Source organism: Flavobacterium sp. W21_SRS_FM6 (assembly GCF_052119645.1).
Classification (GTDB): domain Bacteria; phylum Pseudomonadota; class Gammaproteobacteria; order Enterobacterales; family Alteromonadaceae; genus Paraglaciecola.
Map to the genome: position 1 here is coordinate 22,824 of NZ_JBGQOM010000009.1, position 25,675 is coordinate 48,498.

Here is a 25,675-nt window from a genome sequence, read left to right on the forward strand (position 1 = left end):
TAATCCAACTGAGCTTATCGCGTTACGCCATCATTTTTTATTATTAGCTGCGCAGTAGAGGGGTTATTTGGCTTCTTTGCGCCGTTTTTAAAGGCTTTTTCTAAGTCTTTATCTTCGCCAACATTAATCATGCTCAATTGCATATTCGCCAGCTCTTTTTCATTCACTCTGATCAGCAGCTAAGCCAAACAAGCTTTGTTTCAAGAAGCACCGCTTACCCCACATCAGTTGGTGCTAACTTAACGGCTTTTTATAAACTAACTTAGGCGTTGTGCTTGTATCTTTGCTTTAGTAGGTGAGTTACTGGATGACAAATGGCAAAATAACCGTAGATCGTTTCCACATTTTTCCACAAAGTTGAGTTGTATCATTTGAAGTATTCACAACGCGCCAACGCTATTTCTCCCTTTTTTGCCATGGCTTTTAGTGAAAAAGCCGCTCGTTTAACAGCGCAGGGCAAACACGTGATAAAACTTAATATCGGCGAGCCTGATTTTGGTGCGCCGCCCGAAGTGCTATTGGCAATGCAAGGGCTTGCAACGACGGCAACCATGCCATATACCTCGGCTTTAGGTCTGCCAGCATTACGAAGCGCTATTGCCGACTTTTATCAAAGTGCGCATCAAATAGACATAGACCCAAGGCGCGTAGTGGTTACGGCAGGGGCATCCGCTGCTTTGTTACTGCTGGCCGCTGCCTTTGTAGATGAAGGTGATAATGTCATCATGGCGGACCCTTCATACCCCTGCAATAGGCAATTTATCAAAGGGTTTGGTGGTAAGGTGCAATTAGTTGCGACCCAAGCAGATTCTCGTTTTCAACTTAATTTAGCACTGCTTAAACAGCATTGGCAAAGTGGTACACGAGGATTAATGTTAGCCACTCCGTCTAACCCTACAGGCACGGCGGTTGCACCAGAAGAACTTGCTGCCATGTGTGAATTTGCCCGAAGTAAAGGTGCTTGGCGCATGGTGGATGAGATATATCTAAATTTACACCATGGCGACGCTGGTTCAAGGCCAAAGAGTGCTTTGGCCTTTGATGATGACGCTTTTGTCATTAACAGTTTCTCAAAATATTTTGGCATGACAGGTTGGCGATTAGGTTGGTGTGTGGTGCCTGAGCAAGCGGTGGATGTAATGGAACGCTTGGCGCAGAATTATTATATTTGCCCCTCGACGCTCGCGCAAAAAGCTGCTTTACAATGCTTTACCCCAAGCTCACTTGCAGTGTGTGAGTCTCGGCGCGCTACGTTGATAGCGCGTAAAAAATTAGTACTGATTGGATTAAGCAAGTGCGGCTTGCCCGTGCCTGTCCAGCCTGATGGTGCATTTTATGTGTACATTGATGTGAGCTCAACGGGTCTATCAGCCATGAATTTTTGTGAAAGAGTATTACAAGAAGTCTATGTTGCGTTGACGCCCGGCAACGATTTTGGTGAATACCAAGGCGATCAATACGTGCGTTTGTCTTTTGCCTCTGCAGAGGCGGAGCTTGAAGAAGGCTTGGCGCGCTTAGCACAATTTATGCAGCGCTTAATGAGCTAGTTGCCATACCCTATAAGCTGTTAAGGTAAACCAGCCACACTGAAACGTTCGTGCCTTTCTACTCTGTGTCGGTGATTAGGGTAAAGATATAATGGCCTTCATCGTTTACTTCACGGCTCATTTGTTTAGAAAAATACAAGTAATTTAAGTGTGCGAAGGCCTCGGCAATAGCAAAAAATTGATTGTGTTCATTTAACTCTCGCTTGAACAATATTGGTAAGCAAGCCTTGATGGTTTTGCCCTCTTTACAAAACGCTTTTAGATGTTCTAGGTGCTCGTGATGATGGGCAATTAATTCATCAACCCGTGTATGCAAACCTGTAAAAGGTTGTTTATGAGAGGGCAGCACTAGAGTGTTTGCTGGTAAAGATTTAAATTGCGGCAAGGTATCTAAATACATTTTTAAGGAGTTGGCATTTGGCTCAGTGCTATAAACGCCAATGTTGGGCGTGATCACCGGTAAGATATGATCGCCCGATATCAATACGCCACTTTGTTGGTTATACAAACAAACATGCTCAGGCGAGTGGCCTCGGCCAATCATGACCTGCCAATAGTCGTTGCCAATCTTTAACGTATCACCCTCTTGTAATCTTTCATGTTGCAGAGGAATTGGCAGAATAACTTGCCCTACGCCTTTATTGTTTTTGCGTTTTGCGCTCGCTGTTTCTACATACTCTGCCGACATACCACAGCGCACCAAATATTCGTTGTCTTGCCAATCTGATGCACCTCTGCTGCCTGCGCACATTGCTCTGGCAACAAAATATTCTGAATGACTGATGTAAAAAGGCACACGATATTTATCAACTAAGTAGCCAGCCATACCAATGTGGTCGGGGTGCATATGCGTCACGATGACCTTGGTCAGCGGGGCATCAAGTTTAGCTAGCAACGTATCCCATAAACTTTGAGTGTTCGGTAAACCAATGCCTGTATCAATCAAGGCATAGCCGTGGGTTTGGGTTTCGGGGTCGACATCAGCGATTAAATATAAATTGATATGATCAAGATCGAATGGCAATGGCATACGTAACCATAATATGCCCGGTGATACTTGCTGCCAATCACCCGGCTCAGGTATCGCTACATCAATAAATTCAACCATCGTTGGGCATACTCCACAAACTGCTTTGTTGTATTACAATCAACTTTTAGTCAAAGCACCACCCACAACGATGAATCATTAACTATCAACATTTTGAATAACAACAGGCCTTAGACTTTGCTGAGTAGTAATATCAAGTCATTATGATTATCCTGTTGCCGAAACGCACAGGATATACCCGGTAAAAACGCTTATCTTGTTTGTTAAAAGGGCTTATGAGCTACACTTGCCATTGCCACACCAGTCAAACACCAAGAAGAAAAATCGACTAGATGAAGTATATTGAAATTTATCAAGAGCCTATCGCCTTGTATCAGCTGTTAAAACTTGCATCCCTAGTATCCAGTGGCGGTCAAGCAAAAGTACTTATCGATGAAGGCCAGGTATCAGTGAATAACGAAGTAGAAACCAGACGGCGTAAAAAAATGGTATCGGGTGATGTTATTGAATTCGAAAATCAACAGTTTGAGATTGTGCTGAAGCACAATCCCTAACAGCACTTACGAAGGCGTCTACTTTCGATGTGTAAAAAACGCCCAAGGTAACAGTGTCAAGCTCAACTACTTTGGCAACTCGTCACGACTGTCTATTATTACCAACCAGCGCTTCAAACTCTGCCATTAAATCCGTAGGTTCAAAAGGTTTAGAGTAGGCTTTATTTGCGCCCATACTAATGGCTTTATCTAGGCTAGCTTGGTCTAGGGCGGATACCACAATGATCTTCATATCCTTAAAGGCTTCTTGTGAGCGTGTGTAACTAATGACGCCAAAGCCATCTAAGCCCGGCATGCTTAAATCTAGCGTCATCATTTGGGGTTTATGGGCGCTGAGCATAAGGCCTGCATGAAAGCCATTGTCAGCAATGATACTTCTCACACCTGCCTTACGTGCTAAGCGCTGAATGGCCTTAGCCATGGATAATTCGTCATCGACTATCAACACAGCAGGGTCTTCAGAGTCTCCTAGCTCATTGGGGATGGGCATTTTATGATGTTTAAGAAAATCAATAAAATCAGTGATCAAAACGCGATTATTACCTCGACCAGGTAACTTGTAACCTTTTAACTTGCCTGACTCTAACCAGCGAATAACCGTGCGAAGGTTAACATTACAATATTTGGCTATCTCACCGGAAGTGAGTGAACGAAGTTCTGAACCCATGACAATTTAATCCATAACTAACTGAGCCAGAATATTACCGCACAATTGATTTTACAGCAAATAAGGCATATGAATCACTTGCGACAATTGCGACATTGTGTATACTGCAAATACGCTTGCTTCACCTGCTGTGAAAACCGCTTTGTCGGGCGCAGGTCTTGACGCTGTTTTCAAGTGCATACATTGAAATTTGTCAAAAACGAAGGTTTTTGACTCAGTTCGAGTACTGTGTTCATACCATTGTTGTCAGGATACATGGGCAGTCACCAGGTAGCGTCCGTATTGTGTTCTCTATATAGCGCACTTGTTGTTGATGTGAGCTCGAGACACGACTAGGCAAGGACCTGATTAAGTAGTAGGTGATAAATCTTAGCGATTCATTTTAGTTTTGAGGAAAGGGTATGGGTATCTACACGGCAGAGCCAAAAGTTGCTGTTTCACTACATAAACCGAAAATTTTGCTGGTTGATGACGAACCTCACATTTTACAGGCTCTGCAGCGTTTACTGCGTAAAAAAGAGTGTGAAATTTTGTCTGCCAATACGGCTCTTGAGGCCCTAGATATTTTGTCTAAAAACGATGTGCAAGTGATGCTAACCGATCACAAAATGCCTCAGATGACAGGAGCAGAGCTGATTGAAACCGTTCGGCATTCATACCCCAATGTCATTTCAATTATGCTCAGCGGGCAAGCTGATTTTGACCAGATCATTCGATTGCTCAACGATAAATCTGCCATGCGCTTTATCAAAAAACCTTGGTCAAACCACGAAATCGTGGAGACCATTGAGAAAGCGTTTAACCTGTATGAAACCAGTAGCCATAGTACATGGTTAAAACGAATCAATCGTGCTGCAGGCTTTGAAGATGACCAAGATTTTGCAAGCATTGTTTATCGCTATAAAATTCGTAGCAAAGCTCATTTTGTGGCGGCTATCAAATATGTAAACATCGCTGCATTATCCAGAATTGTTGGTCAGCAAGAATGTGAAAAAATTCAGATCAAGCTGGTAAATGTCATTGCCGCAGCATTACCACCGGGTACGGAGTTTGTTTATCATGAACCAGGCTTATTATTAATCACGTCACCAGCATGTCTCGAAAAAGACCAACTCACCTTAATGCTCACTGGTGGCATGGCTGCCATGATTGAAAAAGTAGCTGGTTTGGTTAACTCTTGTCGCCTTGAACTCAAGGCTGCCTTTTATGTAGTGGATGATTTCTTACTTTCACCAGAATTATTGGTTGAACAATTAAAGGAAACCATTCAATCGGCCAATGCGCTGCGCCCCTTAATATACCTTGATGAAGCGCTAAAAACTAAGCTTAGCCGTGAACAGCAAATTAAAGCTTCGATTTCACCTGAATTAGACAGCGGTCAATTTACACTGGTGCTCCAACCCAAGGTGACCCTTGCTACCAAGCTAATAGAAAGCGCTGAAGTTCTGTTGAGGTGGCAACATACTACGTTAGGTTGGATATCACCCACAGAGTTTATTCGTTTAGCCGAACTTGATGGTCAAATTAACCGTGTTGGCAGTTGGGTACTCGAAAACGGCATTCAGCAAATATCACGCTTAACGCGCTTTAGTCCCGATATCAAATCGCTGTCGATTAATGTGTCAGCCAGGCAGTTGTATCAACCTGACTTTGTTGAAGACCTGCAACGTTTGCTAAAAAAACACCATGTTGATGCTTGCGCTTTAGAGATTGAAATTACAGAAAGTTGTATTGCCGAAGATCCTAATTATATTCAAACCGTGTTGTGGCAAGTGAAAATGCTCGGCGTGCATATCAGTATTGATGATTTTGGCGCGGGTGGCACGGCTTACAGCTTCTTAACTACCTTGCCCATTGACACACTAAAGTTAGACAAATGTTTGGTTGAGGATCTGTCTTTTTCCAAGAGTAAGTGCAAATTGGTAGCAAGCCTGATCGATATTTGCCATTCATTAAATATCGACGTGGTTGCTGAAGGTGTCGAGGATCAAAAAACCTTAGACATTTTAGAGTCAATGGCTTGCAACAAGGTGCAAGGTTTTATATTTAGTCGGGCCTTACAGCCGAAAGATTTTGAAAAATTAATCGTTATGCAGCCCTTTGCTCGAAAAGTAAAACCTCAGAATGAGGAAGGGAAAGACTCAGGATTGCTCTTGTGTTGAAACATATTGCATAGGTAATCAAAAATGCAGACCTTAAGTCAAAAAGTCACGGTTTAATATGTCTTTTTTGGATAAAAAGCTTAGTGGGATGTTGCACTTAGCTCAAAGAGAAGTAAATGTCAGGCAGAGTATGGATACTCAATTAAAAGAACAAGCCATTGCACTGTATCACGCAAATGTTGCTATCGCTAATTCGCTTAAAATGGCTGAACGTCGTAAAGAAGAGCTCGAATTTCTAAACGTATTAGCTCATCAAATCGTGTCGGACAGCACCTACGAAGAAGTCCTTGTAAAACTGTTGGATTTATTTGCGAGCACTTTTAAAGCCACGTTTGCTTTGGTCCTACTGACCCATGAAAGAAAGATAATTTCCAATCCAACCCATACATGGTGTCAATCACAACAAGCCAATGATTGTATACAAGAGGGTAAGGAAGCTATCGCTTTTTTAAGTACCGTAGTCATACAACAAGACAATGAATGGCAATTGAAGCCTTATCTGTCATCAGATGGAAAGCGCCAAGTAGGACGTCTATTTATTCACTTAAGCGACAACCACGTAAGAGGGCATTTAGTGTGTTTTGATCTAGCTCGAACCGAGTTGAATATGGATTTTTTAACCATTTTAAACACGGCTAGGGACTTAGTTATCAGTGGCTTAAAGCGACGTTTGTTTGAGGTAAAAGTGGTGAAGCGCAATCAGTTATTGCAAGATAGCATGGCTGACTTAGAACGTTTGCAAGCAAAGCTCATTCATTCAGAAAAGATGGCGTCCCTAGGGCAATTAGCGGCGGGGGTTGCTCATGAAATCAATAATCCAGTTGGTTTTATCAGTGCCAACTCTGATATTTTAAAAGAGTACGTCAGTGATTTAGAACAGTGTGTAAAAAAACTGCGCGATGTATGCCTTGATAGATCATCAAGTAGCGAGGCGTTTACGCGTATCTATCAACAATATGAATTGGATTATATCCTGTCAGATATGCATGACATATTGGCAGCCAATCACGATGGTCTTGGTCGAATTAAAGATATTGTTTCTGGTCTTAGTACTTTTTCTCATCCTGGCGAGTTAAAAAAGGGCCCTGTTTGTTTAGCTGACTGCATTAAAATTTCACTGCAGTTAGTTGCCAATCAACTTAAATATTTGCATGTAGTGGAAAATACATTGCCTGAGGTATTGCCTGCCATTCACGGTAACGTCGGTCAACTCCAGCAAGTATTTGTTATTCTTATGGTAAATGCGATGCATGCCATGCCTGAAGGGGGCACTTTGACCTTTGCTCATGCCCTTGACGAAACGTCACTGACTTTGATTATAAGCGATACAGGCTGTGGTATAGCACCAGAGCATTTAAGTCAAATTTTTACTCCTTTTTTTACCACTAAACCCGTAGGTTCTGGCACTGGTTTGGGTTTGAGTATCACCCATTCTATTTTAGAGGCGCATAACGCCACCATAAGCGTTAAATCAGAGTTAGGCAGCGGCACGCAATTTCACTTAAAGTTCAAACTGTTGTAGTTTGTTTACGTGTTGTAATGCCGTTTAGTATCGATAATTGCGCATTCAGAATGCATCCAGCGTCTTTGGACCACGACTTTGTTAAGCAGAAATGTTAAATAGCGATAACGTAGCATAAACGTTGTTGGGGCATTTGATGAGGTGTGCTAAGCGCTCATGAAAACACACAATACGCAGTGGGTTTACGCTCTGACTACGTGGGGCAAAAGCGGCTCTGAATAAGCTGTAAGCGCCTTAGCCACAAATGCTTGGTGCATTAGAACAGCATTAAAACGTTTATTCAGACTCTGTCTCAGGGACACTAAAAACCTCTTTTAAATCGCCAAAGGCGACGGGTTTAGTGAAGTGAAAATCAAAACCGGCTTCTTTGGCTCGTTGAACGTCTTCAGGTTGACCATAGCCAGTTAATGCCACTAAGGTTAAGCTCGTCTGCATGTTTTTGTTAAGAATGGCCTGGGCTACTTCATAACCTGTCATATCTGGCAAGCCAATATCTAATAAGATAATTTCTGGCGTAAAACTTTCTGCATAGTCTAGGGCATCCCTTGCCGTGTAGGCGGTGATAACCTCATGGCCTTGCAGTTTTAATAATTCAGCCATGGTATCAGCGGCATCCTTATTGTCATCCACCATTAATACACGTTTATTGGGATTTTTAACACTGTGTGTAGGCTGCTCAACATTGAGAGGCAAAGCGATTTTTGGCAAACTAATACTGAACGTTGAGCCGCAGTCTAAACCATCGCTACTTACACTGACCTTGCCGTCATGCATTTGCACTAAACGTTGAACAATATTTAAGCCTATGCCTAAGCCACCTTGAGAGCGATCCAAGGTTTGTTCAGATTGCACAAATAACTCAAACACTTTTTCTTGCATCTCAAGGCTTATGCCACAGCCGTTGTCGGCTATGGTGATATCCACAGTATCGCCCATATCATAAAGCTGAATCACTATTTTCCCGCCCTTGGCGGTGTATTTTATCGCATTGCTCAATACGTTAGTAAAACACTGCATCAAGCGCGTCATATCGCCTTTCACGAATAATGGGGCTGGGGAATCAATAAATTGAATGGTATGTTCTTTATGCGTTATTTTATCTTCTAGCGTTTCTATGGCCAGCCTCAGAACATGAGCAATATTGAGTGCTTCGAATTGCAGCGTAATTCGATTATGACTGATGCGTGAAATATCCAATAAGTCATCAAGTAAACGAGTCAATTGCGTACATTGGCGTGACAAAATATTGCCAATGTTTTGCATTTTACTGTCTTGCTGCACAGACTGAGTCAACATTTCACTTAGGTTACGGATAGGTGCCAAAGGATTGCGTAGCTCATGGGCTAGCATCGCTAAAAACTCATCTTTGCGGCGATGTTCTTCACGTAAAGATTGGCTGGTGTAAACAAGTTCAGATACATCGTAACCAATGACCATTACGCCAGTGATCTGTCCGTCAGGTTCAAGTATTGGCTGGTAAATAAAGTCTAAATATTTAGCCTGACCTGACCCTATTTTTAAGGGGGTTGCGACGCCATGATGAGTATCGCCGGTTTGATACACCTTATCTAGAAGATTGATAAAACCTTGATTTCGAACTTCTGGAATCACCTCCAGTACCGTTTTACCCAAGATGTTTTCTTGATCAAGGATCGCTAAATAGTTGTAGTTAGCGTACTCAAAACGATGCTCAGGGCCTTTTAATATACACATAAAACTCGGAGCCTGGTCAAACAGGGCACGCCACCGAGCTTCCGCCGCTTTCATATGTTGCTCAGCTAATACTTGTTGCGTTGTTTCTGAGCAGATAACCAATACTCCACCCACGCCAAGGGGCGCGTTGGGATCATCAATTGGACTATAGCTATAGGTCCAATACATTTCTTCTCGAATACCATTACGAGTAATGCGCAGTAACTGATTTTCATGCCAAGTATGCCCTTTGCCGGTTAAAACTTGCGTAATTTGTGGCTCGACGTCAGACCATATTTCGCTCCAGCATTCTTGACCTCTTTGGCCTAAAGAACTGGGATGACGCTCCGGACCTAAGGTACGTGCATAGGCATTATTATAAAATTGAATCAGGTCAGGGCCCCACCAAATCAACATCGGGTGGCCAGTTGATAACAATAAACGAAGACTGGTTTTTAATGGCTGAGGCCATGTTTCAGCTGGGCCTAATGGCGTTGAGCTCCAGTCGTAGGCGCGTATAAGTGCACCCATTTCCCCTCCGTCTGAAAGGAAATTTAACTGTGTATTAGACGTAAACTCTACTGACATTGACTATTATCCAACTTGGCGAAGGTACCAATATTGGTCCATGGATTCACAATAATGGTTGTATCAGCGAGTTCCACATTCTGGTAGAGCGAAGTCAAACTTCGCCTAAGTGATATTTCGCCGCTGCGTAAAACCTTATCTTATACAAATGCGTCCCTCGACTAAAGCCTTATTGTAAATAAGCAGACTGCCGCTTTTATATCCATCTAGTTAGGGCCAAAACGCCCATTAATTTAGGCCCTTAGTTGCTTAATGTGACCAAGCCATCTTTATTTTTTGATCATCTCAAAAAATGATAACGGCCATTGGAATGATCCCGCAGCAATGCTACAAATATCACTAGCGGTTTAAATTCAAGTTTTAGTCGACCTTAGCAATGGTTATTTCAATCTTTTTACTGTTACCCGCAAACCATTTTTGAACGTAAATACTGCCAATAACCGGTGGCATACCCTCTTCTGGGATTTCGTTATACCGCACGCTATTTTTGTTTTCTTTTTCAAACTCAAATCTTACTTTCTTTTCAGCCATGGCCCGCTCGCATGTTGTGACGTTTAATGGTCGCAATATACCGTATTAGCGTAAAGATTTTCACATCATTTTGGATGGCGAATAACAATAGATAAGCCGAAAAAATTGTTTTTTGCTGTATTAAACATAGTGCTGCTGTTTTGGACCTTGCTGCCCTTATTGGCATTTTTTCGTACTCTTTTTCGCTATTAATGTGCCACTAGAATAGAATGCCGCCATGAATATTGATTGGCGGTGGACGCTTCACTGTCGTTAGCAAAACTAAAATAGCGATTGAGCGTTTTTCGATTGCGTTCAATTGAATTCCTTCATAAGGCAAACTATGTCATTTTCAGCGTTAAATTTATCCAGTCCGATTCTACAAGCGCTAAGCGACTTGAATTACACCCAAGCAACTACGATTCAAGAAAAAGCCATTCCGGTGATTTTAGCAGGTAATAACGTCATCGCTGCGGCGCAAACGGGCACCGGTAAAACCGCCAGCTTTGTCTTACCTATTTTACAAAAACTGAATACCGAGCATACGTTACGGGGCAAACGTATTCGTGCTCTGATACTCGTGCCGACGCGAGAGCTCGCGCTGCAAGTAGAACAAAGTGTTAAATCCTATGGACAGTATTTATCCCTCAGTTCAATGGCCATGTATGGCGGGATTGACGCAGAAGAACAAAAGCAGCGTTTAATTGGCGGGATCGATATATTGATTGCTACGCCGGGGCGATTACTCGATATGGCCCATCAACGGGCTCTGCACTTTGATGAGCTTGAGGTGTTGGTATTAGACGAAGCCGATAGAATGTTGGACATGGGGTTTATTGCAGATATCAATAAAATCATTGAGCGCCTGCCTGAGTCGCGGCAAACCCTATTATTTTCAGCGACAATGTCTGATGAAGTGCGCAACTTAGCAAAACGCTCTATCCACAATCCTGTTTCAATCGCCATTCAGCACGATGCTGCTGATGGCCCGAAAATAGCACAGTGGTTAGTCACGGTAGACAAAGACACCAAATCGGCCTTGTTGAGTCATTTGATTACATACTTAGAGTGGGATCAGGCACTTATTTTTATTGAAACCAAACAGGGAGCGGCAAAGCTAGTTAGTCAATTAGCCAAACGTAACATTATTGCAGACAGTATTCATGGCGATAGAACACAAGCGGTACGCGAAAAAATCCTAGCAGACTTTAAGTCAGGTAAGATTCGATTTTTGGTGGCAACTGGTGTGGCCGCCCGAGGTATTGATATTCAAAACCTTTCGCGGGTAGTGAATTATGACTTGCCGGACCACGTTGAAGAGTATGTGCACCGCATAGGCCGAACAGGCCGTGCGGGCGCTGCCGGTGAAGCAATTTCATTTGTTGCCAAAGATAATTTTAGAAACCTATGCGCAATTGAAAGTCATCTTGGTCATGTTATTACACGTAAAACCTTCGATGGTTTTGAAGTCAGAAAAACGGTACCGGTGTCAATCCTAAATTATGTGCCTAAAAACAAGCGTTGATATGCGCGATAAAGGGAGTAAGTTTTTATTTAAATGCAAGGCTGAGGCGTGATTTTGGAGTCTCATGTACAATGCAGGTTATTAACTAAAGGCAGTCGTTAAAATGAATCAAAAGAATCCAGTCATGCAAGACAATCACCCAGTGCCTGAGAAGGCTTTGTTGTTTAATAAAAAAAATAAAGTGTCGGTGTGGGCTTCTCAATATCCTTACGCTGATATTCCTGATGAGTACTTTGCCGAAACGTTTTTCAAAAATGGCACCCGAGCCAGAAATCGCTGGGCCGATAATTATAACATTCGTTATTTTGTGCCAAGCCAAATGGAAACCAATGGAGCGCATACCGGCACCATTGATATTCGTACCGCCGCTGGTCAGTGTTCTTGTTCAAGCTCGTATATTGTTAATTTGATGAGTAAAGCCAAGAAAAATAAAATGGAACAGGTGACATGGGTCATTTTGTTGTTTGAACAGGAATACAGCGTAAAGCTCAGCGGTGTGGATAAAGACGAATACACAACATTTTTAGGCGCGTTTAATTATGATGCCCTAAGCGATAGTTTATTTGAATCTGATGACCCCGAATAAGCCAAAATATGAGATAGACACAGGGCTGTTGCGAACGTATTTATTAACAGCTCTGTGTTAGAGGACGATAGTGCTTTGCTTACGCTTGCGATCTACATGTCTTGAACCGAGTTAAGATCCTTGGAAACACGCTTTTTCTCTTCACTGATGTATTGGCATAAGTTATCGAATAACTCTGTCACTTGCTCATTTTCAGTCGCCGTTGACATGCCGTCATACAATTCACTGAAATACTGATCGAAACGATGAGCAAGGTGTTCAACATTGTCAGTGCTGATGTCACTGCGGTCAAAGTCTACTGAAAATAGGTTTTCAACGCTTTTTTCTCGATCAAATTGCACATAAGTATCAAGGATATTGTTGTTTGCTTGCTCAATGTAGTTGCGCATTGAATTAAGTAAAGCGAGCTCATGTTTCACTAAAATTGTCAGTAACATATTGACGCGTTCGTCACTGGTTTCTAATTGCAAAGCGCGGTAAAACTCTGCAATACGAGCATGTAGTTTCTGATTGTGTAGCAAAAAATCATAGACAGTAGAGAAATTATTCATGGTATATCTCCGGTTTTCAACGTGCTGCTAGCAGTCTGCTAGGTTTGTGCTTGGCAGTCTTGTTGGTAACGAAAGGCCGCCATGCATTATGTCGATTATTTGGTTGGCATAAGGGTGATTTCGCGGACATCGCAGCGTTTATTTGCTGACATAGCAAAGAGCACCGCCTCAGCAATATCGCTTGGGTCCAATTTATCGGGCTTGGCTTCATCAAAAAACGGGGTGTTGACCATACCAGGGCAAATAGTGGTGCAGCGCCCGTCCCATTCAGCCATTTCGGCGGCTAAGTTTTGGCCAAAACCATAGGCAAACCATTTGGAAGCACCGTAAACCGAGCCTTTCAAAGTGATTTTGCCGGCAACTGAGCTGGTGATGATAAAATGCCCTTTACTGGCTTTTAAGGCTGATAAGCTGGCTTTGGCTGTGTAAAGTAAAGCGTTGATGTTAACGTCAAGCATGGTTTTCCATTCCTCAGGATCGCCTTTTTCAATACCTGGCGTATTGGCTCCTGTACCTGCGTTAGCGAAGACAACGTCAATACGACCAAACTTATCTTGAGCCTGCGCGACAACGTGCTGCACTTCACTTAAAACAGAGACATCAGCGGTGACCGCGAATACCTTCTCTGAGCCCCAGCGTTTCACTATTTCGTTAAGTTTGTCGGTGCTTCGTGCCGTAATAACGGCTTTGTGGCCCGCTTCGACTACCTTATCAACGGTGGCCGCGCCGATGCCGCTAGAGGCACCTGTTATGAGGACTATTTTTTCGTCTTTCATGAAGTTCATCCTTAGGTCAGCGCTAGGTTAACTACTTAACTTTTGGGCTATAGCATCAACAAAGTTAGGGATATCATCAGGGTTTCGGCTGGTGATCAATTTACCGTCTGTCACCACCGAAATGTCTTGCCAATCACCGCCTGCATTTTTCATATCGGTGCTAATGCTGGGGTAAGAGGTTACCTTCTTACCTTTGACCAAACCGGCCTCAACCAATAACCAAGGCGCATGACAAATTGCTGCGATAGCCTTCACGTTACGTTGCTCTGCCGCCGCTTTAATAAACGCCACCACGTTTTCATTTGTACGTAGGATATCGGGGTTCATTTGTCCACCAGGAAGCACAATCGCATCATAGTCTGCAAGATCTGCCTCTTCTATTTGTTTGTCTACCTTGACTGTCTCGCCCCATTCTTTTTCATCCCAACCACGGATAGAGTCGTTACCGTTGATAGAAATAACATGAGTGGTGGCTCCCCGCGCTTCCAGCTCTTGTTTGGGCTTGAGTAATTCGCTTTGCTCAAAACCATTGGTGGCAATAATCGCCAGCCTCTTATTTTTTAATGCTGTGGAATTTGACATATTTCCTCCATTATTTGCGTCAAGTGAGTGAACAGCGATTCACCTTAAATTGACTCGCTGCGATGTTGCTTAACGTAATGAAAGCAACAGCCATACCACATGACAAATAAGCGCGCAGGCCAATAAAAACGGAGGAAACCAAAGAGTGAGTCGGGTACCTGCATACACAACAAGATAGATCTTTTAGGCAGTTTGTAAAATTTTCATGGTGAAGGCGGTTGGGGAGCGTATCTGCTACTGTTGACTGATTTATCGTACCTAGCCGAGTAATAAGTACTCTTCTTTTTACTTAAAAAATATAGCCATTGTTATATGTTAGGCAAGGCGCTTGGCGCTAAGCAAACTTTGCGCGAATAAAATGAATAAAGGCGCTGACACGTTTTGAATGGTGTAAGGATGGCGGATAAACCATATAAATTTTTCGTTCGCGTTGCATGTAGGGTTCAAGGACTTGAATTAGTGTGCCCTCGGCTATTTCTTTATCCACTAAGTATAGAGGCACTCTAATTAAGCCTTGCCCTGACAGTGCTTGGTGTTTCAACATATTATTATCGTTGACTTGTAACCAGCCTTCGGCGCTCACTTGTTGGTGGTCAAACTGCCAATAGTCCTGATTCTGGCTGCGTAAACATTGGTGCTGAATAATATCTTCAGGAACAAAAGGTATACCAAACTGCTCAATATAACGGGGCGAAGCCACACAACAATGCCGGTAAGTCAGGATCGGTTTGGCCACCATGTTTTCAGGTGGTAGTTCGGTAGCCCGGAAGGCCAGTTCATAGTGACAGCGGTTAAGATCATATTGGGTTGAGCTACTGTCGATAGTGAATTTTATGCCAGGGTGCAAATGCTTGAATTCGGCACAAATGTCTAATAAAAACCGCTGAGTAAACTGATTCGGGGCAGTCAGATTGATTAGCCCATCAATGGCGTGCCCCTCATGTTCTGCACTTCGTTCGAGTTCAAGTACCGATAGTTGGATTTTATCCATGCCTTGCATTACGCGTTCACCCGTAGCGGTTAAACGTACATTTCGAGTTGAACGAATCAATAAGGGCAGCCCCATATCTTTTTCAAGTTGCTTTATTTGCGTGGATAAGTGGCCGCGAGAAATGCCCAGATTATTTGCTGCAAGGGTAAAGCTTAGAGTTTGAGCCACCTCACTAAACAACATAAGCCGCTCTAGCTTTTTATGTACTTTTAACATCGGTTACGCTTATTGTTTGGTATATCAAATAATTAATTTAATTTTGTCATATTTTCAGAGCTATGAAAATGCCTATAATACGGCCCCCTGTAGAGGTTATTTACCTTATCGAAGCAAATAGAATTTGGAGTTAATATGCAATCAACGTCTTATCCATTGGCCAGTATCGTTAAACACAGTAGCCCCTTAATTTATGGCTGCATGGGATTAGGTGGCGGCTGGAATAAGCACACCATCACTGCTAGCGATATTCAGCAAGCACATGAGGTAGTTGATGCAGCATTAGACGCTAACATTGCCATATTTGATCACGCCGATATTTACACCTTTGGCAAGGCTGAGCAGGTCTTTGGAGAGGTGTTAAAGCAGCGCCCAGAGCTACGTAATCAGATGACGATCCAATCCAAATGCGGCATTCGTTTTGAAGAGCAAGCCATGCCTAAACGTTATGATTTTTCCAAGCAATGGATAGAGTATTCAGTAAACAATAGTTTGCAGCGCCTAGGTATAGAACAATTAGATATTCTGATGTTGCACCGCCCCGATCCCTTGATGGACATTGAAGAAGTGGCCACTGTGTTCGAATCACTGCATGCCAGTGGAAAGGTGGCGCATTTTGGTGTGTCAAATATGCAGCATCAGCAAATGGCATTTTTGCAGTCAGCTCTTTCGCAACCTTTAGTGTGTAATCAACTTGAATTAAGCTTGAGTCATTTGGCTTGGCTTGAACAAGGTGTCAGTGGTGGTTGTTCTGGCTATGGCGCTACTAATTTTGTTTCGGGTACTATTGAATACTGCCAATCAAACCATGTGCAATTACAATCTTGGGGTAGTTTGAGTCAAGGTCTGTTTTCAGGCCGTGATGTGAGTCAAGAAAACCCCGCCGTGCAACAAACCGCGCATTTGGTTGCAACCCTCTCTGCTGAATATGAGGTCAGTCGAGAAGCCGTTATACTTGCTTGGCTAATGCGTCACCCCGCGAATATTCAACCTGTGATCGGTACAACTCAACCAGACCGAATAAAAGCCTGCGCACAAGCTCAGAAAATTACCTTAAGTCGTGAACATTGGTATGCACTTTATGTTGCTGCACGAGGTAATGAATTACCCTAAACAGTGTTCAAATTTTCTCTTAGGCTTATTTATCCTGTCACTCATTTTGAGAATGAGGTTTACCGTGTTAAGCGGTCGGCCTTCATTATCAAAGCAAGCCGCTTTTCATTTACTCAATAGCTAATATCTCACTTGTGCCTTCATTTTCTGCTTAGGACCCAATCGCTGTTTTTGCATAAGTGGTCTCGAAAAAGTGCGATTAAAGTACTTATAACTACTCTTCATGTTGTATGCTTTTTGAACATATTTGTTTAACGATACCCAAACAGTCAACTAAGGTGCTTTTTGTGTGTCATTGTAAGAAAAAAGCGGACTTATATACCGTTAAAATCTAGGAACTAAGCAATTGTGAAATGGCTTTTCAGTGAACTAATACGACGCAATGTGATCAGCACTATGATTGCTTATGCAGGACTAACGTGGCTGCTGTTACAGGTGGTGGCGGTGGTATCAAGCGTGATGCCTGTTCATTCCATGGTGGCTCCGGGAGTATTGTTGTTATTGGTCTGCGCTTTTCCTGTTACTGCCTATATTAGCTGGCATTTTGACATCAGTTTTAAGGGCATTTCACGCACGCCAAGTCTCGATAAAGACGATAATCCCACGCTAAAAAAATTTGGACTGTGGAATTGGCTAGGCCTGTTATCAATTGTGGTCGTCAGTGGTTTTGTTGGTATACAGTATTTTAGTGTTATTAAAAGTGAGCAGGTGGCCGCACAACAGCGTTTAGCTGCGATTAAAAAAGCCGATTCTATCGCGGTATTACCCTTTATTGACCAAAGTCCGAGTAAAAACCAACGTTACTTAGCCTTGGGTCTATCAGAAGAAATTACCAGTTTACTGGGTCGTTCGAATAACTTTAAAGTATCCGCCTCACGCTCTAGCCAGATTTTGACTGAAAAAGGTCTGGCTCCCATAGAGATAGGTCGTCGCTTAGCCGTTGCTACCGTGCTGACCGGCACGGTAAAAGTGACGGGCGAGCGCTTAAAAATTCGGGTCGAACTATTAGACACCGAAAACGGCCATACCTTATGGACCGAGACTTTTTCTCGCGAACTCAAAGACATCTTTGCCATAGAAAGCGAAATTGGCCGTTCAGTGGTGAATCTATTACAAGACAAATATACCGAGACCGGCGATTTAACCAGCTTTTCGGCAACAAGTAGCACCGATGCCTATGTTATGTACCTTAAAGGTCGCGAGGAATATCGCAAACAAACTACCGAGTCGTTGAAAGCCGCGCGTAAATTTTTCGAGCAAGCAGTGGCACTGGACCCTGAATATGCCCAAGGCTATGTTGGGTTAGCAGATACTTTGGTGTTATTAGCTGAGGGAGATACGCGCTTTGGCGTCCTAAAAACTGACATAGCTGCTGCCTTAGCTCAGCAGAATATCGACAAAGCTTTGGTACGGCAGCCTGATATGGCTGAGGCATTTGCAGTAAAAGGCTATATTGCTTTTATGCAAGACGATTTTGACAATGCCATAACAGACTACAACAAAGCGATTGAGTTAAATCCAAGTTTGGCTATTGCATACATGTGGAAGAACCTTGCACTCGAAGCATTACAACGTTTCGATGAATCTTTAACTGCGCTTAGAAAAGCACGGGAACTTGATCCATTGTTTCAAACCAATAGTTATAATTTAGGTGTTGTTTTAGCCGGAAGAGGCCGTTTTGAAGAAGCGAAAAATATTTTTACTCAACTGCAGACTGATTTTCCGAAGTCTACCTTTCCTCATGAAGGATTAGCAGATATATACTTTAGCACTGGCGACTTTGTGGGCGCCATTCGCGAAGGTCAAAAAGCAGTAAAACTTTCTCCCGATAATCAAGATCTAGCTTTCAGAATGATAGGTCCACTACTTCAATTAGGCTTAACCGAGGTTGTGCGAGAAAAAGCGTCAGAACCGTCTTGGGTTGGTGCATATGAATACTATTTTGAAAATATCTTAATTTTTGAGAAAAATTACGATACTTTATTTGAACGAATGAATTTTAAAGTCGCAGCGAATCCAGATGATTACTGGGTTGCCTTTGAGGCAGGTTGGTATAATGCGATGTTTGGTGATAAAAAAAAGGCACTTCGCCTCTTGACTGAAAAACTTAGTTTGATTGAAGAAATAGAAATGTTTGGTATGCCTTATTGTTCACCGGCGATTGAGATAGCGTGGGCGCAAAAAGAACTGGGTGCCGACGAAAATTATGTGCGTAATTTGACTACGTGCAAAGCCTTGATGGAAGAGCAACTAAAGGCTTCTATAATATATTCTGAACTCTATTATTTGGCCGCACGTATTTTTGCCCTAGAAGGTAAATCAGTTGAAGCCTTAGAAGCACTATCTGAGGCGATCAATAAAGGCTGGCGCGAATGGTGGACTCAATATGACCCCTTACTTGAAAGCCTGAGAGGCATGGACGAATACCAGATTCAAATAAAAATTATTGACGACGACTTAGCAAGACAAAGACAAGAGGCGAAACGCCTATTTTTGAGGTAATCATTGATTATCACTCAATAAAAAAGGAGGTACCCTACCTCCTTCTTATATCGCAAATGGTATTTACCTTATTATGAATATTGGCGTTTCCGCAGCCACACACCAACAAGTCCAAACAAGAGTAGCAACGCGGAGAATGGCGCATTGACCGACGTTGGGTTACTAGTATTGTTTGCAGCGACAATTCTTAACATTTCGGGCTCTGAGCGAAAATAGGTCTCCGCTGTTCTCACTTCGTCTTGACCATTAACGCTACGATATCCACTAATAGTTTGCGCGGGTTCAGGCACCGTGAATACCGGTTCGCTTCCCGTTCTGTTTGGGTCATCCTGCCAAGGATACAACACGTTATTTTGCCATTCTTCATAAGCAATTCGCCAAACATCCCACGCAGGATTGTACTCTTCATAAAACCCTAAGGTAACCACTTCTGCAGAACTACCTGAACCTGTATTAGTGCGTTCAAAGAAAAACTGACCGGCACTGCTGGTTAAATTTGCAACCGCAGTTATTTCGTAATCACCCACCAACAGGTTGGCAGGAGCCGTAGTATTAAGCATCACCTGTCCCGTTGATATTATGCCATCGGGAGTCATGATGTCGCCTCCTTCGTTTATGCTACCTGCTAGCGTTTCGTTTAGGCCATTTCCTGTGATTTCCCACAATACTTGGTGCTCGATCAAGGCGGTATCAAAAAACATGCTAAAAGCGCCAAATGCCAAAAGATCTTCTCCCTGCTCAAATTCCCAAACGCAGGGAGAGCCATTGATGAGAAAGTCTAACGCATTTTGCGCATTAGCTAGCTCGGCAGGTGCGTTAGCGTCACTGCTGCTGGCCCAATAATCAATATCATCTTGAATCGTGTCGACCTGATCTTGGTTGTAGGCGCCATTACAGTTGCTTGCAGTTGGGCCTGAAGTCGGTACCGCTGAAATACCACGCCCGCCACCGCCTATGGTATTGGTAAATTCAAATCCTAGGATGGAATTAGCAGCGTAAGCCTCGACACTGATGCCAAATGAAGAGTCTGAAAACTGAACAAGATCTTGGTTTTTTACAAAATAGTAATGTGTTTCGACTTGACTACTCTGTGAGCCACGACCCGAACTTCTGAGTAAACCCGCTTCTGCAACTTGAACATATAAAAACTGGGCTAAAAAAAGTAAAGCGATAGGGTGAATTTTAACTGACATAAAGATTCCTTAGGTACTAATGCACTGAACGTGACATTCACTGACGAACGATACAACTAAGCAAAAAGTTAGGGAGTGAAATCAATGTGTTTGATATCTAAAAAAGACAGCAAGTAACAGTCCAACTAAACTTTAGCTCTAATAATCAGGGTGTTGTTTGGCCAGACCAGTGAGCTAATCGTCGAAGTGTAAAAAATAATGACAGTTATTGGCTGCTTTAAGATTAAGTGGTCGTCTTTTTTTTTATGAGTAGGTAGGCGACGTATTCATATTCATATCGACTGTTAATGTAGGTTTTCAACGTGATGGCTTTGCTGCATGTGGTGGAAGTGGATGCATTAATAGTGGGTTTGTAGTCACTGTTACTGACATCAAGAAACAGCTGCGTATAATCACGGAGTTGATGAGCCTAAGCGGTTCTTTTTTTAATTTTTACATAGGCGATAGCAATAACAGCTGTTGCCTTGATTAAACCGGAAAGTCTTATGCGTATCCTATTGCGGTCCATGCTCGCTTTGCTGTCTTCAGCAGCCATCTTACTTGTGGGGCATGGCTTACAACTCACTCTTGTGCCGCTTTATGCGGTGAGCTTAGCGTGGGCTCCTGCTTTAATCGGATACATTGGTTCGAGTTATTTTGCTGGTTTTGTATTGGGTTGCTTAACGGTACCGCGCTTGGTTGCTCGGGTCGGGCATATCAGGGTCTTTACCGTACTTATTGCCCTGACAACGGCCTCAATGTTAATGATTGGCTTGGTTGATAATCTAGCGCTTTGGCTAGTGGCACGGTGCTTAACAGGCTGGGCATTGGCGGGTATTTACATGGTGATTGAAAGCTGGTTGAACGAACGGACCTCTGCGGAGCACCGGGGCAGAATTTTATCGGTTTATATCATTATTACGCTGTTAGCTATTTGTGTAGGGCAGTTGTTAGTGGGCTTTGAGCTGGGCTATCAAGGCTTATTTATGCTGGCGGCAGCGTTGCTGGTACTTGGCATTGTACCCATTGGCCTCACATCAAGCTCTGAACCTAAACCTATTCCAGCAGTACGCTTTAGTTTTCGTCGGATTTTTGCGGTATCGCAGGTGGCCATGGTTGGTGCCTTTTTAGGCGGTTTAGTCACTGGTGGTTTTTGGGCCTTAGGGCCTGTGGTCGCCAATGCCAATGACTTAAGCGCCGGTCAGGTGGGAATTTTTATGGCGGTTACCATATTAGGTGGTACGGCCTTGCAATTTCCGGTGGGTCGCTTATCTGATTTAATTGACCGACGTTACGTCATCACTGGCTTAGCTGGGTTTGGTGTGTTGGCCAGTATTGGGGCTATTTTACTCAATGGCATTAATCCATGGTTTATTTACATCACTATGTTTGCTTTTGGCGGGCTAACGTTTCCGCTGTATTCTTTGTGTTTAGCCCATGCAAATGACAATACTGATTTATCGATGATGGAAGTGGGTAGTGGCGTGCTGATGATGAATAGCTTTGGCAGTATTCTCGGCCCTTTGCTGGTTTCGATTTTAATTGGTTATACCCATCATGCCTTGTTTATTGTCTCAGCCATTGTGTTATCACTTTTAGCGGCTTGGACATTATATCGAATCAAGTTTCACGATGTGGCACGAGATCACTACGAACCTTTTGTTGCTATGCGCAATACCACCCAAGAAATTGTTGAGGTAGGGCTTGAAGAAGAGTCTAAGCCCCTTGCTTAAAGACCCCGATGCTTTGGGGGCCTATTAGTCGTCATGCCCATGAATCTTGGCAACCCTAATTGGTGTTAGCGTCGATTATCGGGTAAATCAATATCAAGTGTTTTACTGGGTAGGGGAGAGCGTCCAATCTGGCCTTGGAAAATGACAGGTATAACCGTTGGGTCGTTTTTCTAAATAATCTTGATGCTCAGGCTCAGCTTGCCAAAAATCACCTACCGGCTCGACTTCAGTAACCACTTTACCGGGCCATAAGCCCGAGGCGTTAACGTCAGCGATAGTCTGTAATGCAACTGCTTTTTGCGCTTCATCAATATAGTAGATAGCCGAGCGATAAGAGGCGCCCCTATCGTTTCCCTGCCTATTGGGCGTACTAGGATCGTGAATTTGAAAAAAGAATTCTAATATCAGCCGATAGCTTGTTATCTCGTTATCGAACATGATTTCAATTCCTTCGGCGTGATTACCATGATTACGATAGGTGGCGTTGGGTACTTCACCACCGGTATATCCCACGCGAGTTGACACGATACCGTGGCGCTTGCGGATCAAGTCCTGCATTCCCCAGAAACACCCACCCGCCAGCACCGCTCGTTCAATTGCCATGATTAACGCTCCCCAACTTGCTTGATATAGTCTTCGTAACCTTGGGATTTCATTTCTTCAAGAGGAATAAAACGCAAGGAAGCCGAATTAATACAATACCGCAGTCCCCCTTGATCTTTAGGTCCATCAGGAAAAACATGACCTAAATGGCTGTCGCCATGGGCAGAGCGCACTTCCGTACGCACCATGCCATGGGTGGTGTCGGTAATTTCGTTGATGTGTGTTGGCTCGATAGGTTTAGTAAAACTCGGCCAGCCACAGCCTGACTCGTATTTGGCTGAAGAGGCAAATAAAGGCTCACCAGATACTACATCAACGTAGATGCCTGCTTGTTTGTTATCTAATAATGCACCCGTACCCGGACGCTCTGTACCATTTTCTTGGGTTACGCGAAACTGCTCAGGTGTTAAGGCTGCGATGACGTCTTGCGATTTTTGATATCTATTCATTATTTCCTCTGTGTTATGAATAAGAGGTGCAGATTTAAGTGTAACAGACCTGCTCATAGTGTTTTATTGCAAGCGTGAGATAAAGATCACTTTTGGTGTTTTAGTCGTGGCTTATACTGGCAAAGGGCGATGCTACATCAGTAAAAGCATCAATATTGCAGCGCCAATCATGAATAGATTCTCTGTCAGTGAAACAAATCCTAAGGGGACTTGACTGTCACCACCAACGCAGGCGCATGTTAATTCACGCTTATCGATATACACTGCTTTGATAACTGATATGCCTCCCACAGTACCGATGAATAATGAGATGGGAGCAACGTAAATAGCTGGCAAACCCGCTAACATACCAAGACCGGCATAAGCTTCTAAAAACGGATAGACATAAGCATAGCGCAAGTGGCGCATGGCCAGTAAGTCGTAGGTAATAAACGAGTTAGTAAAACTGTATAAATCTTTCAGTTTTTGTAAGGCAAGCAATACCATCGATATCGCAATAAATAACAGCAGCGTGTGCATGGAAAAAAGCGCTGCATGATAGGTGTTTTGCACAGCAAGAGCCATCAAAGCGGCTAAGCTAAAAAGCGCAATAACCGGTGTATAGGTTGTGCCATTTTGACCTGCTTGACTCATTCCGAAGTATTGACGCAAGTCTTCGTAACCTCCAATGCGTTCATCGTTGATGAAGGTCTGTGGTGTCGTTTTAACGTGGTGTAGTTGCTTAAAGTTGTCGGTTTCTGCCCGAGACGTCAATTTATGATCTTCTACTTTATAGCCATTGCGCTGCAATAAATCTTTTGAGCGCAAACCAAAGGGGCAAATATGTTGCTCACTGTCCATACGATACAAAATAGCGCGTCTACTCATTATGGTTACTCCTATCAAAGCGTAAGCACATATTCTACATTAGGGCTGCAAGGTGGTCAGTTGGCTAGCCAACGTAAAAGACCTCACATTGTCAAACCTTGGGAGTGGCCGGCTTTGAGAGCATCGAAAAAACGATGAATATTGCTGCGCATTGAAGAATAGGTATTCATATAGTTGAGGGTCTGTGAATAAGCCTGTTTGTCGATATCAGGCACAAATTCAGGTAAGTTTTTGGTAAAAAGCAACCATACTCCTGATTGGTTTTCATCATAAACACATGCTGTGACGGCTTCGTTTGGCACATTCGAATTATTATTGGCTAGCATAGTCGTTTTCCATTTGCGTAAATTAAAAGATAGACTCAAGACAAAGCTAAAAATATGCCATTAGCTAACTATATGAATATAAATTGTTTTTTAGTAATTGTTGTTGGCTTTTTGTACTTCATACGGAGGGGTAGTGTAATATTTACATGGCTAAGTGAAGCACAGCACAGCTTGATCGAATATAGAGATTGTGCGTAATTAAAGGCAATAAAAATCATAAGGAATCTGAGAAATGAAAACAGTCGTGAACATCCTTTTTTTAAGCATGTGGCTAGCCACTCAAAGCGCTTCAGCCCAAAGCGATAGTTTCGTTATTGAGGGCAACGATGGCAGCAAAATAAAAGCCAGTCCCTTAGCTGTTTTTGATAGCGCTTGGGCCATGACATTTTTACCTGACGCAAGAGCGCTCGTCAGTGAAAAAAGCGGTGATATTTGGTTGCTTAGCCAAAGGGGTGAAAAGATAGCAAAAGTATCTCAGTCACCCAATGTCACTCCCCGCGGACAAGGCGGTATGGGTGACATCATTTTAGCCAATGATTTTACCTCCTCAGGCAGGGTGTATTTGTCGTATGTTGAGCGCGATGCCAAAGATGATAGCTTAAGTGGTGCGGTGGTTGAGCGAGCAAAACTCACCTTAAGTCAAGATAGCGCTAGCTTGTCAGATCGCACTATTGTGTGGACGCAGAGCCCTAAAGTAACTGGCAACGGGCATTACAGTCATCGTTTAGCAATTTCCCCTGACGGCTATTTGTTTATCACCTCAGGCGACAGACAAAAATTTAATCCTGCACAAAATATGGCGATGAACTTAGGTAAGGTAATTCGCCTAAATCTCGATGGCAGTATTCCTTCTGACAACCCTTTTGTTGGTAGTGGTGGGGTTGCCTCTGAGGTTTGGTCTTTAGGGCATCGTAATCCCTTAGGGATCGCGTTTGATCAACAGGGCAATTTATGGACTCATGAGATGGGACCGCGTCATGGTGATGAGCTAAATCGTATTATGCGAGCCACTAACTATGGTTACCCCTTTGTATCAGAGGGTGAGCATTACAACGGCACGACGATCCCAAGCCATGCCTCAATGCCGATATTTCAAGCACCTGATCTTGCTTGGGTTCCTGCTATAAGCCCCGCAGGTTTAATTATTTATCAAGGTGAGCAATTTGCCGATTGGCAAGGCCATGCGTTTATTGGGGGTCTATCATCACAAGCATTGATCAGAGTCGACTTAGGTGAAAACGCCCAAGGCGCGGATAAAAAGCCTAAAGAAGCGGCACGTTATGAGTGGGGTAAGCGCGTTCGAGAAATTGAACAAGGGCCTGAAGGTGCAATCTATGTATTAGAAGACGCGACGGGCGGGCGTTTATTAAAACTCGAAGCGATGAAGCAATAA

Annotated in this window: 23 protein-coding genes and 1 pseudogene; 10 read left to right on the top strand and 14 right to left on the bottom strand. The window is 43.2% G+C overall.

Annotated features, from left to right (window positions below; all coding sequences use genetic code 11):
- Window positions 1-14: 14 nt before the first annotated feature.
- On the bottom strand, window positions 15-143 hold the full coding sequence (locus ACEN2L_RS14945) for a hypothetical protein (protein ID WP_441744842.1): 129 nt from the start codon (window positions 141-143) through the stop codon (window positions 15-17).
- A 228-nt stretch (window positions 144-371) separates the two neighbouring features.
- On the opposite strand from ACEN2L_RS14945, the gene ACEN2L_RS14950 reads away from it, so the two are divergent.
- Window positions 372-1,547, top strand: a complete 1,176-nt coding sequence (locus ACEN2L_RS14950; protein ID WP_441744844.1) for an aminotransferase class I/II-fold pyridoxal phosphate-dependent enzyme — start codon at window positions 372-374, stop codon at window positions 1,545-1,547.
- A 58-nt stretch (window positions 1,548-1,605) separates the two neighbouring features.
- On the opposite strand, the gene ACEN2L_RS14955 is transcribed toward ACEN2L_RS14950, so the two are convergent.
- A complete protein-coding gene (locus ACEN2L_RS14955) occupies window positions 1,606-2,655 on the bottom strand; it encodes an MBL fold metallo-hydrolase (protein ID WP_441744846.1) in 1,050 nt (349 codons plus the stop codon).
- 272 nt (window positions 2,656-2,927) lie between these two features.
- Between ACEN2L_RS14955 and ACEN2L_RS14960 the strand changes: the two genes are divergently transcribed.
- Window positions 2,928-3,149, top strand: a complete 222-nt coding sequence (locus ACEN2L_RS14960; RefSeq protein ID WP_306020131.1) for an RNA-binding S4 domain-containing protein — start codon at window positions 2,928-2,930, stop codon at window positions 3,147-3,149.
- Window positions 3,150-3,231: 82 nt separating this feature from the next.
- Here the strand turns inward: ACEN2L_RS14960 and ACEN2L_RS14965 are convergent, their stop codons facing one another.
- Window positions 3,232-3,816 (bottom strand): response regulator, encoded by a 585-nt coding sequence (locus ACEN2L_RS14965; RefSeq protein ID WP_306020130.1) that lies wholly within the window; start codon window positions 3,814-3,816, stop codon window positions 3,232-3,234.
- Between the two features lie 401 nt (window positions 3,817-4,217).
- Between ACEN2L_RS14965 and ACEN2L_RS14970 the strand changes: the two genes are divergently transcribed.
- The gene (locus ACEN2L_RS14970; RefSeq protein ID WP_441744848.1) at window positions 4,218-5,978 is read left to right on the top strand and encodes an EAL domain-containing protein; all 1,761 of its coding nucleotides are present in this window, start codon (window positions 4,218-4,220) and stop codon (window positions 5,976-5,978) included.
- Window positions 5,979-6,108: 130 nt separating this feature from the next.
- A complete protein-coding gene (locus tag ACEN2L_RS14975; RefSeq protein ID WP_441744850.1) occupies window positions 6,109-7,500 on the top strand; it encodes a sensor histidine kinase in 1,392 nt (463 codons plus the stop codon).
- Between the two features lie 276 nt (window positions 7,501-7,776).
- Here ACEN2L_RS14975 and ACEN2L_RS14980 read toward each other — a convergent pair whose 3' ends face one another.
- Both ACEN2L_RS14980 and ACEN2L_RS14985 read right to left on the bottom strand, forming a co-directional pair.
- Entirely contained in the window at window positions 7,777-9,723 is a 1,947-nt protein-coding gene (locus tag ACEN2L_RS14980) for a hybrid sensor histidine kinase/response regulator (protein ID WP_441744852.1), read from the bottom strand.
- A 417-nt stretch (window positions 9,724-10,140) separates the two neighbouring features.
- Window positions 10,141-10,311, bottom strand: coding sequence for a hypothetical protein (locus tag ACEN2L_RS14985; RefSeq protein ID WP_441744854.1), 171 nt, complete (start codon window positions 10,309-10,311; stop codon window positions 10,141-10,143).
- 322 nt (window positions 10,312-10,633) lie between these two features.
- Here ACEN2L_RS14985 and ACEN2L_RS14990 point away from each other — a divergent pair, with 322 nt between their 5' ends.
- Together ACEN2L_RS14990 and ACEN2L_RS14995 are read left to right on the top strand one after the other, a co-directional pair.
- The gene (locus tag ACEN2L_RS14990; protein ID WP_441744856.1) at window positions 10,634-11,815 is read left to right on the top strand and encodes a DEAD/DEAH box helicase; all 1,182 of its coding nucleotides are present in this window, start codon (window positions 10,634-10,636) and stop codon (window positions 11,813-11,815) included.
- 103 nt (window positions 11,816-11,918) lie between these two features.
- A complete protein-coding gene (locus ACEN2L_RS14995; RefSeq protein ID WP_441744858.1) occupies window positions 11,919-12,401 on the top strand; it encodes an immunity 22 family protein in 483 nt (160 codons plus the stop codon).
- A gap of 92 nt (window positions 12,402-12,493) precedes the next feature.
- On the opposite strand, the gene ACEN2L_RS15000 is transcribed toward ACEN2L_RS14995, so the two are convergent.
- From ACEN2L_RS15000 to ACEN2L_RS15015, 4 genes are all read right to left on the bottom strand, one after another.
- On the bottom strand, window positions 12,494-12,952 hold the full coding sequence (locus tag ACEN2L_RS15000) for a hypothetical protein (protein WP_441744860.1): 459 nt from the start codon (window positions 12,950-12,952) through the stop codon (window positions 12,494-12,496).
- A gap of 95 nt (window positions 12,953-13,047) precedes the next feature.
- Window positions 13,048-13,728, bottom strand: coding sequence for an SDR family oxidoreductase (locus ACEN2L_RS15005; protein WP_441744862.1), 681 nt, complete (start codon window positions 13,726-13,728; stop codon window positions 13,048-13,050).
- 27 nt (window positions 13,729-13,755) lie between these two features.
- Entirely contained in the window at window positions 13,756-14,310 is a 555-nt protein-coding gene (locus ACEN2L_RS15010; protein ID WP_441744863.1) for a type 1 glutamine amidotransferase domain-containing protein, read from the bottom strand.
- 334 nt (window positions 14,311-14,644) lie between these two features.
- On the bottom strand, window positions 14,645-15,517 hold the full coding sequence (locus ACEN2L_RS15015) for a LysR family transcriptional regulator (protein WP_441744865.1): 873 nt from the start codon (window positions 15,515-15,517) through the stop codon (window positions 14,645-14,647).
- 135 nt (window positions 15,518-15,652) lie between these two features.
- On the opposite strand from ACEN2L_RS15015, the gene ACEN2L_RS15020 reads away from it, so the two are divergent.
- Window positions 15,653-16,630, top strand: coding sequence for an aldo/keto reductase (locus tag ACEN2L_RS15020; RefSeq protein WP_441744867.1), 978 nt, complete (start codon window positions 15,653-15,655; stop codon window positions 16,628-16,630).
- A 348-nt stretch (window positions 16,631-16,978) separates the two neighbouring features.
- Window positions 16,979-19,132, top strand: coding sequence for a tetratricopeptide repeat protein (locus ACEN2L_RS15025; protein ID WP_441744869.1), 2,154 nt, complete (start codon window positions 16,979-16,981; stop codon window positions 19,130-19,132).
- A gap of 71 nt (window positions 19,133-19,203) precedes the next feature.
- On the opposite strand, the gene ACEN2L_RS15030 is transcribed toward ACEN2L_RS15025, so the two are convergent.
- On the bottom strand, window positions 19,204-20,325 hold the full coding sequence (locus ACEN2L_RS15030; RefSeq protein WP_441744871.1) for a hypothetical protein: 1,122 nt from the start codon (window positions 20,323-20,325) through the stop codon (window positions 19,204-19,206).
- 485 nt (window positions 20,326-20,810) lie between these two features.
- On the opposite strand from ACEN2L_RS15030, the gene ACEN2L_RS15035 reads away from it, so the two are divergent.
- Window positions 20,811-22,037 carry an MFS transporter gene (locus ACEN2L_RS15035; protein ID WP_441744873.1) on the top strand — a complete coding sequence of 409 codons (1,227 nt, stop codon included), beginning with the start codon at window positions 20,811-20,813 and terminating at the stop codon, window positions 22,035-22,037.
- Window positions 22,038-22,139: 102 nt separating this feature from the next.
- On the opposite strand, the gene msrA is transcribed toward ACEN2L_RS15035, so the two are convergent.
- The 4 genes and pseudogenes from msrA to ACEN2L_RS15055 form a co-directional block, all read right to left on the bottom strand.
- Window positions 22,140-22,640: a peptide-methionine (S)-S-oxide reductase MsrA gene (gene msrA / locus ACEN2L_RS15040; RefSeq protein ID WP_306024006.1), complete on the bottom strand. Its 501-nt coding sequence runs from the start codon at window positions 22,638-22,640 to the stop codon at window positions 22,140-22,142.
- 2 nt (window positions 22,641-22,642) lie between these two features.
- Window positions 22,643-23,065, bottom strand: a pseudogene (msrB, locus tag ACEN2L_RS15045) (peptide-methionine (R)-S-oxide reductase MsrB); the annotation flags it as partial.
- Between the two features lie 156 nt (window positions 23,066-23,221).
- A complete protein-coding gene (locus tag ACEN2L_RS15050; protein WP_441744875.1) occupies window positions 23,222-23,956 on the bottom strand; it encodes a MauE/DoxX family redox-associated membrane protein in 735 nt (244 codons plus the stop codon).
- Window positions 23,957-24,039: 83 nt separating this feature from the next.
- On the bottom strand, window positions 24,040-24,282 hold the full coding sequence (locus ACEN2L_RS15055; protein ID WP_306024009.1) for a hypothetical protein: 243 nt from the start codon (window positions 24,280-24,282) through the stop codon (window positions 24,040-24,042).
- A 232-nt stretch (window positions 24,283-24,514) separates the two neighbouring features.
- Between ACEN2L_RS15055 and ACEN2L_RS15060 the strand changes: the two genes are divergently transcribed.
- Window positions 24,515-25,675: a PQQ-dependent sugar dehydrogenase gene (locus ACEN2L_RS15060; RefSeq protein ID WP_441744877.1), complete on the top strand. Its 1,161-nt coding sequence runs from the start codon at window positions 24,515-24,517 to the stop codon at window positions 25,673-25,675.